The sequence below is a fragment of the Rhodococcus sp. W8901 genome, assembly GCF_013348805.1.
Classification (GTDB): domain Bacteria; phylum Actinomycetota; class Actinomycetes; order Mycobacteriales; family Mycobacteriaceae; genus Prescottella.
Map to the genome: position 1 here is coordinate 446,794 of NZ_CP054690.1, position 13,972 is coordinate 460,765.

Below are 13,972 nucleotides of genomic sequence, written 5' to 3' on the forward strand. Positions count from 1 at the left end.
TGGTGAAGGTGTGTGTTGCTGAGGGGGAATCAGGGGAGTCGGCGGTCCATCGTCAGAGTTGGACAGCCGTCAGTTCGGTGTATTCGTCGATGCCGACGCGGCCCAACTCTCGACCGAGGCCGGAGTTCTTCCAACCGCCGAAGGGGGCCAGCGGATTGAAATCGGCACCGTTGACGTCGACCTGACCGGTGTCCATGCGACCGGCCACCGCCAGCGCGCGATCGCGGTCCGCCGACCAGACTGCGCCGGCAAGTCCGTACTCGCTGTCGTTGGCCGTTTCGATCGCGTCGTCGTCGCCGTCGTGGGGAAGGACCACGAGCACCGGGCCGAAGATCTCCTCCCGGGCAATCGGGTCCGCCCGGTCGACGTCGGCCAGGACCGTGGGGCGAAGGTAGTGTCCGCGGTCCGAAATCGTCTGAGTGCCACCGGCAGCTAATCGAGCGCCACGGGCGAGTGCGCGCTCGACCGAGTCCGCAATCGCGGCCCGCTGCTGACCGGAGACCACCGGCCCCAGTTGGGTGTTGCGATCGAGCGGGTCGCCCACGGTCATCGCCTCGGAATGGGCCGCCGCCATCTCGACGGCCTCGGCGTACCGCTGCCGCGGAACCAACAGCCGGGTCCAGGCGCTGCACGTCTGCCCGCTGTTGAGCATCGCAGCTTCCACCGAGCCGACGACCGCACTCGACAGGTCGGCGTCATCGAGGACCACGCTGGCCGACTTGCCTCCCAGTTCCAGGCACGCACGCTTGAGTTGCTCACCCGCCACCCGCCCCACCTGGCGGCCCACCGTCGTCGAACCGGTGAACGAGACCACGTCCACGCCGGGATGCTCGACGATGGCGGCACCGACGACCGATCCGCGCCCGGGAACGAGATTGACGACACCCGAAGGCATTCCGGCCTCGAGTAGAGCGTCGCAGAACAGGTACGTCGAGAGCGGGGTGAGCTCGGCAGGCTTGACGACCGTGGTGCACCCGGCGGCCAGCGCCGCGCCGACCTTCGCCGCCAGTTGGTACAGAGGGTAGTTCCAGGGCGTGATGCAGCCGACCACCCCGGCCGGGCGCCGTAGGATGGTCGAGTTGCCGATCGTGTCGTGTGCCGGCATCCGTCGGGCGATGTCGGCGAACGATGCGATGATCTCGATCGCCAGGTCGACGTGCGAGGCCTCGGCGACGGTCACCGGGGCGCCCACCTCCGCGACCGTGGCGGCCACGAGTCGATCGCGCCCGGAGACCAACTGAGCATGGAGGGCGTCCAACAGGTCGGCGCGGGTGCCGGTATCGGTTCGGCCCCAGTCCTTCCCCGCGTTCCGTGCGGACCGCACCGCCGCATCGACATCGGCGATCGATGCTGTCGCGGCGCTGCCGACGACCTCCTCCGTCGCCGGGTTGTACACGTCGGAGACGGTCGGGCAGCGGCGCCACTCGTTGTCGATCAGGACCGCGTCACGCATCCACGATGTCGTCACTGCTCCACCTCTTCCTCGCGCACATGGATCAGGGTCGGACGGTCCGCAGTGAGGGCGGCCGCGACCGCGGGACCAACTTCCTCCGAGGATCCGACAGCTACCCCGTAGCAGCCGAGAGCGCGAGCCAGCGCGGGGAAGTCGGGGGTGCCGAGGTCGACGGCGTGGACCCGGTCGTCGCGGTCGACCATCTCGTTGCGGATCTCCCCATAGCCGCCGTTGTCGACGATCACCACGGGGATCGGCAGCCGGGCCTCGGCCGCCGCGGCGAGCTCGGCGATCGTGAACATCACCCCGCCGTCACCCAGCATCGCAACCACCTGCCGCTCCGGTGCACCGACTTTCGCTCCGATCGCCGCGGGCAGGCCGTAGCCGAGGGTGCCGAGCCCGGTGGGGTAGAGGAAGGACCGCGGCCGGTGCAGCGGAAGGTTCGACAGCGCTCCGTAGTAACAGGCCATTGCACTGTCGGCGGCCAGCACGGCGGTGTCGTCGAGCACCGCATCGAGCGACCTACACAGCCGCACGTAGCGAGCCCCCTCGTCGCGCGCATCCGCCTGCAGTCGCTCGCGCCACAGTTGTGCTCTCGCGGCACCGTCCCGCGGAGCTCCCGTGTACGCGGCGGTCAACGCAGCGAGGGATTTCGCGGCGTCGCCGACGATGGCAACGGTGGGCCGCGCATTGGTCGAGACCGAGGTGGGGTCGACATCGATCCGGATCAGCGTGGTGTCGGCGATAGGCCCCCACCACCAGTCCGAGGGAGCGAGCTCGGTGCCCACCGCAATCACCAGGTCGCTGTCGGCGACCAGTTTCGCGACCGACGGGTGCTGCAGTCCCGCACCGAGGGCGAGCGGATGCGATTCCTCCAGTGTGCCTTTTCCGTTCGCGGTCGTGATCACCGGTGCGCCCAGCAGTTCGGCTAGCGCACGAACCTCGGAGGCGGCCCCTGCTGCACCGCCACCGACGATCAACAGTGGCTGCTCGGATCGGCCCAGCAATGCCTGAGCCTCGTCCAGGAGCGATGGTGCCGGTGTGATGATGGAGGGGCTCACCGGCGCGACGGGAATCACGGGGGCGCTTTCGTCGAGCAGATCGAGAGGAATCTCGAGGTATGCGGGACGCGGACGTCCGGTTGCCATGGCGGCGAAGCACTGCGCAACGGCGAGAGGGATTTCCGCGACGCTCGTGACGCGTTGTGCGTGACCGACGACGGAGTCCATCGCCCGAAACTGGTCCCGGACCTCGTGCAGGTAGCCGTTGCCGTTGCTCGGGTGACCGAGCGGCAGGCCGGGCGCGACGAACAGGACCGGCACCGAATCCGAGTATGCTTGCGCCGCAGCAGCTGCCGCATTCAGGATGGCGGGACCGGTTGTCGTGATACAGACCCCGGGGCGACCGCTGACGCGGGCGTACCCGTCGGCACCGTATCCCGCGCCCTGCTCGTGACGCGGTGAGACGTGTTCGATGCCGGACTCGGCGAGAGCGGCGTAGATCGACAGATTGTGCGTGCCCGGAATCCCGAACACCACGTCGACGCCGTGTCGAGCCAGGGCGTCGACGAGCGCCTGCCCGCCGGTGCGAACTGTGCTCTGCATGTCACGCACCCTTCGTCGGATCGGTGTAGATGGCCTTGCCCAGCCACTGGCCGCCGTCGACGACGAGGACGTCGCCCGTCACGTACGCGGCCCGCTCGGAGAGCAGGTAGGCGGCGGACTCGGCCACCTCGTCGGGCGTGGTGAAACGCCCGGCGGGGACGCTCGAGAGCACCTGACTGCGCGCCTCCTCCGTGGGCCACAGCGCGGCCCCGGCGCCGGCGGTCTCGGTCGGACCCGGGGCGATGCAGTTGAGGCGAACGCCTCGCGCAGCCCACTCGACCGCGAGCGTGCGCGTCATCGCGACGACGCCGGCCTTGGCTGCGGCACTGTGGACGGTGCCGGGGTGGCCGTGCCAGGCGTATGTGGCGATCACGCTGAGGATCGACCCGGAGCCGGCGGCGAGCATGTGGCGGGAGGCGGCCCGGGTGCAGTAGAAGGTTCCGTTGAGCACGATGTCGATGACGGCCTTCCAGCCGTTCGGAGACAGGTTCTCGCCCGGCACCACGAAATTGCCCGCGGCGTTGTTGACCAGCGCGTCCAGCCGTCCGGTCCGTTCCACAACCGAGTCGATCGCCGCGTCGACGGCGGCGGCGTCGCGCACGTCGCAAGGCAGTGCGATGCCCTTGCCGCCGGCCTGCTCGGCGAGGGCGACGGTCTCGTTGAGGGCGTCTTCGCGGCGTCCCATCACGGCGACGGTGCCGCCGGCGGCCGCCCAGCGCACCGCGACGGCCCGGCCGATCCCGGATCCGCCGCCGGTGACGACCGCCACGCGGTCGGCGAACTCGGCTCTGATGTCAGGTGCAGTCATGAATCGTTCCTTGGATACGGGGGGATACGGGATGGGTCGGTCAGTGATGGGTCAGTACTGCTGCTCGATGACGAGCGCGTCGACGGCGAGGACCCCGTCGGGGCCCACCCGAAGCGGGTTGATCTCGATTTCGGCGATGCCCGGGTGCGCGGCGGCGAGTTGGGACACCGCGGCCACTGCGGAGGCGAGGGCCGCGACGTCGACCGCCGGCCGTCCGCGCCAGCCCTGCAGGAGCGGGAAGCAGGTGAGGCGCTCGAGCATCTGCCGGGCCGTGCCGGTGTCGACAGGGGCCGACTCGACGGCGACGTCCCGGTACACCTCCGCCTCGGTACCGCCGGCGCCGACGACGACCACCGCGCCCAGGTCGGGGTCGCGCCGGGCACCGAGCAGGATCTCCACCGTGTGTGGGCGGGTGTCGAGTTCCTCGACGACGTAGTCGCCGTCACCCAGGGCGGCGTGCATGGCATCGAACGCGGCGGCCAGTGCGGCGGCGTCGGGCAGGTTGACCCGGACACCGCCGACCTCGCTCTTGTGCTCGAGCCAGGCGGCCTTGAGGACGTACGGTGGTGTGAGCCGCGCGGTTGCGACCGCGAGGTCGTCGCGCCCGCGCACCGGTACGCTCCCGGGAAATCGGATTCCGGTGTCGCCCAGAAGTTTCTGTGCTCCCAGATAGCCCGCATCGAGGATGTCGGTGCGTTGTGTCGGGTGGCGCTGCTCGCGTCCGGCCTCGGCCAGTCGGACACCGTGCGCGAGCGCGCGGACCGTGGCGTCGATCGCCGGGTAGGTCGGGACCGACCGGGCGGCCATCTCCTCGGTGGCGGCGTTGCCGTCGACCATGGTGTGCACCAGCAGCGGCTTGCCGGACACCGAGGCCGCCGTGCCCAGGGCGCGTACGATCTCGAGCTCACGGTCGGCGAGCGACGGGGTGTCCGCGCCGTAGGTGCCGAAGTACCCGGTGAGCACGACGGCGTCCACCTCGTCGGACGCGAGCAGCAGCGAGACGACGTCGGAGTAGGACGCCAGGTCGCGCTCACCCGCCCCGGCGAGGTCGACCGGGTTGCTGCACGCCGCTCCGGACGGGAGTTGCCTCGCGAGAGCCGATTCCAGGTCGGGCGAGAACTCGGGAACCTGCAGCCCGGCGTGCGCCGTGACGTCCGCCGCGATGCCGGTCTGGCCTCCGCTGTCGCCGACGATGGCCACCCGGCCGCCTCCCGGCAGCGCGCTCGAGAGGAGTAACCGAGCGAGGTCGACGAGTTCGGTGGGGGTGGCGACCCGGACGGCGCCCGCGACCCGCAACGCGGCGTCGACGACGTCGGTGCTCGACGTGAGCGAACCGGTGTGAGAGCGGGCCAGGCGGGTGCTGGCCTCACTCCCGCCGACGGTCAGTACGACGGTGTGCTTGCCGGCCCGCCGGAGTCGGCCGATCGCGTCGACGATCTCCAAGCCGCCCGCGAACGACTCGAGATAGAGGGCGACCACGCGGGTGGACTCGTCGGTGGCGAGCGCGTCGAGCAGCTCCGCGGCCCGCACGTCGGTCTGGTTGCCGATCGAGACGAACCGGGAGATCCCGAGCCCGGCGCGGGCGGCGAGCAGCGCGATCTCGGAGCCCACCTGGCCGCTCTGTGAGACCACCGCGATCGGCCCGGGGGTGAACTGTCCCCAGGCCAGGCACAGTTCGGCCGCGCTGTCGTAGAGACCGAGGCTGTTCATGCCGACCAACCTGGCCCCGCCGGCGTGGATACGGGCGGCGATGTCGGGCTCGTCCGGAACGCCGGCCGTGATGCCCAGGAAGCCGCGGACGCCGAGCGCGAGGCCCTCGTCGACCACCGCTCCGATGTGTGCCGCGGGCACGCACAGGGCCACGAGTTCCGGTACATCCGGCAGCTCACTGAGACTGCCGTAGCTTGCTTCACCCAGGATCTCCGCCCTCGTCCGGTTGACGAGGTGCACCTGACGGCGATGGCGCCCGGTCAGGGCGCCCCGAGTGAGCCAGTAGCCCCACTTGGCGGGATCGGCGGTGGACCCGACGACGGCCACCGACGCGGGGTCGCTGAAGACCCTCAGATCGGTGCCGGTCGTCGGCGACGGTGTGGATGCCATGGCAACAGCTCCTGGGCGAGATCGCGTGTGTACGAGTGGGGGATCAGAAGGTGGGGAACTGACGGGTCAGTTCGGTCAACTTGTCCGAAGCCAGCGCGAATGCGGCGGCCCGAGCACTGATTCCGTGCCGGTCGGCATAGTCGAACATCTGGTCGCTCAGTGCGCGCATCCGATTGCTGATCTTCTGGAAGGACTGCTCGGCGCTGCCGTCGATGTCTCCGAAGAACACCCACCACCACCAGGCGTTGGTCGCCGAGTTGGCCACGAAGTCGGGCGAGACCACGACGCCCCTGGCGACGAGGGACTCCTCGGCGCTCGGCGTGATCGGCATGTTGGCGGCTTCGACGACGAGGACGGCACGCACCTCGGCCTGGTTGGAATCGTCGATGCAGTACGACGTCGCGGCCGGGATCAGGACCTCTGCTTCGATCGAAAGCCACTGGGAGGAGCTGAGTTCCGTGTCACCGTCCGCCAGCTGCGTGCGGTCGACCCCACCCGTCGCATCACGCGTCAGGAGGAGCTTCTCGACGTCGAGGCCGTTCGGGTTCGCGACCACTCCGTGCACGTCGGCAATACCGACGATGCGCACGCCGGCCTTCGCGAGGTAGCGCGCCGTGGCGCCGCCCATGGATCCGAAGCCCTGCACCACGGCCCGCGATGCCGCGGGATCGAGGCCCTGACGCGCCATGGCGGCGAGAGCAGCCTCGGCGACGCCGTAGCCGCCGACCAGTTCGTCGAGCGAGACCCCGTCGACCACCGTGGTGAACGCCGTCTTCATGCGGGCGGCCGCCGCGGCGGCGTCGTCGATGACGCGATGCGCGGCCTGGACGGAGCTCTCGACTCCGATCTCGGCGAGTGCTGCGTCGACGGCGTCCTGCCGAATCCCGAAGTCCTCGCCCATGTTCCAGCGCTGCTCGATGAGCGGAGCCATGGCCTCGAGGTAGCGGCGCAGCACGCTGTCGGCGTCGGGGTGGTACGGGTCGAAGTCGATGCCGCCCTTGGCGCCGCCGAGCGGGACGTAGTGGGCGCCCTCCTCGAAGTGGATCGCTTCCTTGAGGGTCATTCCGCGTGCGAGCCCGCGGACCTCGTTGAGGGTGCAGCCGGCGCGCATTCGCAGGCCGCCGCTGGAGATGCCACGGACGAGCCGGTCGATGACCAGGTATCCCGTTGCCTCGCTTTCGGTATCGCGCCAGATTGCCTCGAAGAACGGGTCGTCGGTGCGGTTGGCATCGGTCGAGCCGATGGCGTTCGGAAGGGTCAAGGACATGGAGCGTTCCTGTTCTCTCAGCTACTAACTGATTGCTCAGTCAGTATGCGAGAGTGGGGTCGGTCACGTCAAGGGTTCATTTCAGGTCAGTCCCGGTGGCCCACCGAACGCGAAGGCCTGGCGGTGGCCGTGCGGATCAGATCCCCAGCTCGGAGCGGACGGCCTGATCCATCCACTCGGCCGCATCCTTCTTCGAGACTCCGCCGTCGAGCGCGACGAGCTGGACCGCGAGCCCGTCGAGTAGGGCGGTCAGCCGCCAGGCCGCACCCTGCGGATCCTCGGTGCGGAAGTCGCCGGCCGCCACCCCGGCGCGGATCAGGTCGGCCACGACTTCACGCCAGCGGAGATCGAGCCGGTGCGTGACATCGCGCAGCGCAGGCTGGCGCAGACACGCGGACCAGGTCTCGATCCATAGCCGCCAGCCGACGGCCCGGCCGGTGGGGCCGTACTCGTACAGGACGGCGCGCAGCCGGGTCTCGATGTCGCCGTCGGTGTTTGCCAGGACGTTGTCGAGGTTGTCGAGGTCGTTCTCGGCGGCGAGTTCGAATGCGCTGACGACCACGTTCTCGAGCGTCTTGAAGTGGTAGAAGATCAGCGCGGTGCTGATTCCCAGTTCCTTGGCGATGTCCGCAGCGCGCAGCCGATCGATCCCGGACTCGGTGATCAAGTCGAGTGTGGTGGACAGGATCTCGTTACGTCGATCCTGGGTTTCTTTCCGCTGCTTCGTCTGCTTCGACACACTGGTCAAGCTACTGCACCGGGCCGGGCGGGTGGACGGCTGTCCGTGCAGGCGTGCGACGACACGCGGGAACGGGGCGTGCCGGGCAGCTCGTCCAGAGCTGCCCGGCACGCCCCGTTCCCGAGGATTGGATGATCAGACCCTCGCGGCCATGGAGGTGTCGTCCGGGAACGTCTCCGGATGGGCTCGCGCCGAGCGTGACAGCCGGAGCACGGTTTCCACCAGCGTGATCACGAGGATGTTCACGACCAGACCGCTGATCCCGGTGTTGATATCCGGACCGTGGATCGGTGAGAAGGTGAACAGGATCACTACGAAGACGCCCGCACACAGCCCCGCGATGACCGATGCCTTGTCCAGCTTGCGCTTGAGCAGGAGCACCGCAGCGATCGCGGGGACCACCTGGGTCGAGCCGCTGAAGGTCAGTAGCAGCATGTTGCCCAGGAGGTTCGGCATCGACAGCGCCAGGACGAGGGCGGCGAGTCCGAACACCACCACGACGATCTGGTTGACGGCGAACTTCTTCTTCTCATCCTTGATCATGAAGACGTTGTTGACCGCCAGGGGCGCGATCGCGATCAGAAGTGCAGCGGACGGAACCATCGCCGTGGCTGCCGCGGCGGTCAACACGACTCCCATCGCCCACGGCGGCAACGCTTCCGATGCCATCTGCAGCATCGCGGAGTCGCCGTCCTGATCGATGCCGAACGCGACGATCGCCGTGTACCCAAGCAGCATCGGGATGCTGGCCAGCGCACTGTAGATCGGCAGGTAGATGAGATTCCGGCGAACCGCCCTCTCGCTGTTGCTGGCCATGACGGCCGGCCAGTTGTGCGGCAGCGCGTAGAACATGACGCCGATCATGCTGATCGCCATGCTCGTGATGAACCACCAGGTGCCGTATGTGCCGTTCTGGACGTAGAGCAGTTGCGGCATCTCGGCGGCGATGGTGCTCATTCCGAAGTCGATCCCGCCGTTGAAGTGCATCGGGATCGCGACGCTGATCACGAGCATCACGATGATCATCAGCACGTCCTTGAAGTAGGACGTGCGGGCGACACCGTGCAGGCCGGACCACAATACGAAGGCGATGACGAGAACGAACGCGACTATGCTGCTGAGCTTTCCGTCGAAAGCCCCGCCGGTGGCGGCCTTGACGATCAGGCCGAGCCCCGTGATCTGCAACTGGAGGTACGGGAGCAGGAACACGATCCCGAACACCGCGGACAGCAGTCCGAGAGCGGGGCTGTCATAGTTGCCGCGGAGGAAATCGGATTGGGTGACGTAGCCGGACGCCTTCGCCTGCCGCCACAGCTTCGGTGCGATCCAGTACATGACGATGTAGGCCAGCGGGATGTACGGAATGCAGTAGAACGCCGAGGCTCCGAGCGAGACGACCAGCCCGACCGTTCCGAGGAAGGTGAAGGTCGTGAAGGTTTCGCCCGCCTGGAGGATCCAGGTCGTCATGACGCCGAAGCGGCGACCCGCGACCGCCCACTCGCCCATGTCCTTCACGGGCTGACGTCGCCCCCAGAATCCGATCGCCGCGATCAGGACGATGCCGAGAATTCCGATCGTCAACGTGACGTTCATGCCTCACTCCCGTCCTCGTCGAGGTCTTTCCGGGTGTATTCGAAGTAGGCGAGGACTCCGGAGACGCCGACACTGCTGACGAGCGTGACCCAGAGGAACAGGGATGGGGATCCAAACCACACGTGGGGCCCGTTGATCTGGGGGAGCCACGTGACCAGGAATATGAGGATGAACGGAATGGATCCGACTATCCAGTACTTTCGCATGAGAACCGCCTTGGTGGGGTGAGGTCAGCGTCCCGAAATGAACTGCTCGCGCAGCGTCGGGTCTGTGGCGATGTCGACGATGGTCCAGGCCATCGCCGTGGCCCCGTCCACGAGCGCACGGTCGGCCGACGGGCCGGCGCAGTGCGCTGCGAACTCGGGCTGATGGTTCACGGATGCTCCGCAGTCGAGAGCGACATTCGGGTGGATCGCGGGGATCACCCGCGACACGTTGCCCATATCGGTCGAGCCGAGCGGCGAATGTGCTTCTTCTACCGGGGCGAATGACCGGCCGAGTCGCACCGCATTTCGCTCGTACAGTCCGGCGAGTGCGGTGTCGTTGCGGAACTCGGAGTAGTCGGGGGAGGTGTGCGAGGTGGTCAGTTCGCACCCTGTGGCGAGTGCGGCGGCCTCGAAGCAGCGTTGTACGCGTTCTTCGAGTGCCTTCAGCGCATCGAGATCGGATGCTCGAATGTAGTAGTGCGCACCGGCTTTCGCAGGAATGATGTTCGGAGCTTCACCACCGTTCGTCACGATGCCGTGGATCTGGTCTCCGGGGCGGAACTGCTGCCGGAGAAGGCCTACGGCGACCTGGGCGAGCGTGACGGCGTCGCCGGCGTTCACCCCCTCGTACGGTGCCGCCGAGGCGTGCGCGTTCCGTCCAGTGAAGTCAACGAGGACGTCGCCGATGGCGAGTGCGTTCGTGTACACCTGGTCGACCGTGGACGGGTGAATCATCATCGCGGCGTGGGTGCCGTCGAACACCCCGGCCTCGAGCATGCGCACCTTGCCGCCCCCGTTCTCCTCGGCGGGGGTTCCGAACACCTTGACCGTGATTCCGAGATCATCGGCGAGCGGGGCCAGCCCGGACGCGGCGGCGACCGCCGCCCCCGCGATGACGTTGTGCCCGCACGCATGACCGATACCGGGGAGCGCGTCGTACTCGGCGCAGATGCCGATGACCAGGGGGCCACTGCCGGCGGTGGCCACGAGCGCAGTGGGCATTCCGGCTACATCGGGGTTCACCGTGAACCCTGCTTCCGACAGCGCGTCGCCGACCCAGTGGGAGGCGCGGACTTCCTCGAAGCCGATCTCCGGATGGGCGTGGATGCGATGACTGAGTTCGACGGCGGACTGCTCGGCTCGCCCGATGTGGTGCCGGACGGCTTCCTTCAGGTCCACGATGTCTCCTTACTGACTAATTGATCAGTCAGAGTATGAGACGCCACTCACACTCGCGTCAATGGATTGCGCGAATAAATCTTGAAACTCGGCACGAGGGCGGGTGCGGAAAGCCGTGGGATCGTGGGCGTTCCGAGTCGTCAGGGGCCCGTGCTCTCGGGGGCGACCGAGCGGTCAGTTTTCGGTTGGGGCTCGACCGCGCCCGACGGCGCCCATCCGGGCGGGCCGAACGTGTAGCCCAGGCGGTCGCGCCACGACGCGGCCGCACGGACGTCGCGGGCGATCGCCGCGTACTCGTGGGTCTGCAGCCTCCATATGTCGTAGGTGCCGACCGGTTTCGTCAGACCGTAGGTGGGGCGCTGCTTCTCGGCCTGGAACGTGCCGAACATGCGGTCCCACACGATGAGGATCCCGCCGTAATTGCGGTCCAGGTATTCGGGATCGCAGCCGTGGTGCACGCGGTGGTGCGACGGGGTGTTGAACACGAACTCGAGCAGTCTCGGCAACTTCCCGACCCGCTCGGTGTGCACGAAGAACTGGTACACCAGATTCACCGAGAACCCGACGAAGATCATCCACGGCGGAATGCCGATCAGCGGCAACGGAATCCACATCAGGATCTCGCCACTGTTGTTCCACTTCTGACGCAGCGCGGTGGAAAAGTTGAAGTACTCGCTCGAATGGTGCGCCTGATGAGTCGCCCAGATCAGCCGGATCCGGTGCGCCATGCGGTGATACGTGTAGTACAGCAGGTCGATGCCGACCAGCAGGATCACCCACGTGTACCAGGCGTTCGCCGGCAGGTGCCACGGCGCGAGATACACCCAGATCGCGGAGTAGCCGATGAGGGCGAGGAACTTCCAGAAGGCCGTCGTCGCGATCGAGACCAGGCCCATCGAGATCGACGCCCGCGCGTCGCGGAACTCGTAGCCCGCGGTAGGCGGGAACGCGCGACCGTCGCGGACGTCGGCGGCCTCGAGCTTGCGGGCCGCGAACCACTCCAGCCCCAGGAAGACGAGGAAGGCCGGTATCGCCAGGGTCACCGGGTCGCCGAGCGGTTCGAGCAGCGAACCCCACGCGGTGGTGAGGGTCTCCCACATGTGTCCTCCAGGCTGTCGCGCACCTGTCGGGAAATCTACCGGGTGGAGTGACCTGGGTCACCGTCCGGTCGGGGATCGGTAGGATTCCCTACCGAGACGGTGGGGATCGACCAGGGGGTGCCAGTGCATATCACCGCGCGAGTCGACTACGCCGTCCGCACGCTCGTCGAACTGGCGGCCGTCGGGCCCACGCCCGCGAAGGCCGAGTTCCTGGCCGGCGCCCAGTCCATTCCCCACAAGTTCCTCGAGGCCGTGCTCGCCGACCTACGTCGCGGCGGCCTCGTGAACAGCCGCCGCGGTCCCGACGGCGGCTACTGGCTGGCCCGACCGGCCGAGGAGATCACCGTCGCCGACGTCATCCGTACCGTCGAGGGGCCGCTGGCGTCGGTGCGTGGCGAGCGCCCCGAGGACGTCACCTACGACGGCCCGGCCGAGCCGCTGCAGCAGGTGTGGATCGCGGTCCGGGTGAACCTACGGTCCGTGCTCGAGGGCGTCACGATCGCCGACGTCGCGGCCGGGGCGCTGCCCGCATTCGTCGACGATCTCACCGCGGATCCCGGGGCGTGGCGGCGGCGCTGAGTTGCCAGGCCACCGAGATCGTCCCGCGGCTCCGTGCCGGACGGGCGAGTTGTCCGGTCCGGAGCCGCGGTGCAGAGGGACGGGCCGATGCCGCCCATGTCATCGCCGTATCGGCAGCGATGCCGGGGCTCAGGCCGAGAGCCGCACCGGAAGCGTCTTCCACGTTTGCAGCGTGTTGTTCACGCCCCTCTCGGGGGCGCCGGCCAATTCGATCGTCTTCACCTTCTCGGCCAGGACGGTCAGGAGCGCTTCCGCCTCGAGCCGCGCGACATGTTGGCCGACGCACTGGTGAAGACCCATCCCGAATCCGAGGTGGCCGGAGGGGTCGCGCGTGAGTGTGAAACGGTCACCGTCCTCCCATCGCCGCGGGTCCGTGTTGCCGGCGCCGATCACGAGCAAGATCTTGCTGTGCTTTCCGAGTTGGACGCCTTCGAGTTCGACAGCCTTCGCCGTTGTGTGGAAGACGAACTGGAGAGGTGACGCCCAGCGGACGGCTTCGTCGAAAGCTCGACGGACCAGCTGGGGTTCGCTGCGCAGTCGCTGCCATTCGTCCGGATGTGTGGCGAAGGCGTGGAGGATGGCGGCGACACCGTGGACGGTGGTGTCGATGCCGGCCGACAGGAGGGAACGAACGACGAGTGGGGCCTGGTCGGCCGTCAGTTCCCCTCGGTCGGATGCCTCCCAGATCTTGGCGCCGAATCCGTCCGGGCTCAGGCTCTCGCGCTCGCAGAGAGTGGCGACCCATTGGGAGAGCTCGGACAGCCGAGCGGCCCCGCGGTGGAAATGCTCGTTCTGGGGCCCGAAGGCATTGAAGACCAGATCGCCGTAGGCGAGGAGGTTGTCCCGGTTCTCGGGTGGAAGACCGACGGCGTCGGGGAAGACCTTCAAGGGAAACGCAGAGGCCAAGTCCTTCATGGCATCGACCTCCGGGCCGCGAGCGAGAACCCGATCGACGACCTCCTCGGCCTCCTCGAGCCAGTGCTCGCGCAGCCGCCGCAGCGCTCTCATGCCGAGCACGTCGGTGAGTACCCTTCGGGGAGCATCGTGCTCGGGAGGGTCGGTCTCCGTCGGATTTGCCTTCGGGCGCCAGGGCTTTTCGGTGTGAAAATTGGCGAGACCCACGCCGGCGCCCACTTGGTAGGTGGGCCAGTCGGCGAACACCTCGCGGATCGTGTCGTAGCGTCCGGTGGCGTACACGCCGTAGGCGTTGAGGTAGACGACCGGCGCGGTCTCCCGGATCTCCTGCTGTACCCGTGATCGGTCGAGGAGATTCTCGAGCGCGAAAGGGTCGATATCCAGTTCTGTAACTGGTGCAAGCTGTGCTGGCATCACATGGTCCGATCT

General features: G+C 67.9%; 12 protein-coding genes. 1 reads left to right on the top strand and 11 read right to left on the bottom strand.

The features are described 5' to 3' along the window. Window positions 1–52: 52 nt before the first annotated feature. From HUN07_RS02020 to HUN07_RS02065, 10 genes are all read right to left on the bottom strand, one after another. Entirely contained in the window at window positions 53–1,468 is a 1,416-nt protein-coding gene (locus HUN07_RS02020; protein ID WP_254622742.1) for an aldehyde dehydrogenase family protein, read from the bottom strand. Next, the gene (locus tag HUN07_RS02025) at window positions 1,465–3,057 is read right to left on the bottom strand and encodes a thiamine pyrophosphate-binding protein (RefSeq protein ID WP_174907628.1); all 1,593 of its coding nucleotides are present in this window, start codon (window positions 3,055–3,057) and stop codon (window positions 1,465–1,467) included. The genes HUN07_RS02020 and HUN07_RS02025 overlap by 4 nt, the downstream gene beginning before the upstream one ends. Before the next feature lies 1 nt (window position 3,058). Then, entirely contained in the window at window positions 3,059–3,865 is an 807-nt protein-coding gene (locus HUN07_RS02030; protein ID WP_174907630.1) for an SDR family oxidoreductase, read from the bottom strand. A gap of 51 nt (window positions 3,866–3,916) precedes the next feature. Beyond that, the gene (locus HUN07_RS02035) at window positions 3,917–5,965 is read right to left on the bottom strand and encodes an acetate--CoA ligase family protein (RefSeq protein WP_174907632.1); all 2,049 of its coding nucleotides are present in this window, start codon (window positions 5,963–5,965) and stop codon (window positions 3,917–3,919) included. A gap of 43 nt (window positions 5,966–6,008) precedes the next feature. After that, window positions 6,009–7,232 (bottom strand): Glu/Leu/Phe/Val dehydrogenase dimerization domain-containing protein, encoded by a 1,224-nt coding sequence (locus HUN07_RS02040; RefSeq protein WP_174907633.1) that lies wholly within the window; start codon window positions 7,230–7,232, stop codon window positions 6,009–6,011. Between the two features lie 136 nt (window positions 7,233–7,368). Beyond that, window positions 7,369–7,971 (bottom strand): TetR/AcrR family transcriptional regulator, encoded by a 603-nt coding sequence (locus HUN07_RS02045; protein ID WP_174907635.1) that lies wholly within the window; start codon window positions 7,969–7,971, stop codon window positions 7,369–7,371. Between the two features lie 135 nt (window positions 7,972–8,106). After that, window positions 8,107–9,564, bottom strand: coding sequence for a sodium:solute symporter family protein (locus HUN07_RS02050; protein ID WP_174907637.1), 1,458 nt, complete (start codon window positions 9,562–9,564; stop codon window positions 8,107–8,109). Next, a complete protein-coding gene (locus tag HUN07_RS02055; protein ID WP_114723841.1) occupies window positions 9,561–9,770 on the bottom strand; it encodes a hypothetical protein in 210 nt (69 codons plus the stop codon). The genes HUN07_RS02050 and HUN07_RS02055 overlap by 4 nt, the downstream gene beginning before the upstream one ends. 24 nt (window positions 9,771–9,794) lie before the next feature. Then, complete coding sequence (locus tag HUN07_RS02060; RefSeq protein ID WP_174914349.1) at window positions 9,795–10,943, bottom strand: M20 family metallopeptidase; 1,149 nt, start codon at window positions 10,941–10,943, stop codon at window positions 9,795–9,797. A gap of 146 nt (window positions 10,944–11,089) precedes the next feature. Beyond that, window positions 11,090–12,049: a sterol desaturase family protein gene (locus HUN07_RS02065; protein WP_174907639.1), complete on the bottom strand. Its 960-nt coding sequence runs from the start codon at window positions 12,047–12,049 to the stop codon at window positions 11,090–11,092. Between the two features lie 123 nt (window positions 12,050–12,172). Here HUN07_RS02065 and HUN07_RS02070 point away from each other — a divergent pair, with 123 nt between their 5' ends. Beyond that, window positions 12,173–12,628 carry an RrF2 family transcriptional regulator gene (locus HUN07_RS02070; protein WP_114723843.1) on the top strand — a complete coding sequence of 152 codons (456 nt, stop codon included), beginning with the start codon at window positions 12,173–12,175 and terminating at the stop codon, window positions 12,626–12,628. 129 nt (window positions 12,629–12,757) lie between these two features. On the opposite strand, the gene HUN07_RS02075 is transcribed toward HUN07_RS02070, so the two are convergent. Beyond that, entirely contained in the window at window positions 12,758–13,957 is a 1,200-nt protein-coding gene (locus HUN07_RS02075; protein ID WP_174907640.1) for a cytochrome P450, read from the bottom strand. Between the last annotated feature and the right edge of the window lie 15 nt (window positions 13,958–13,972).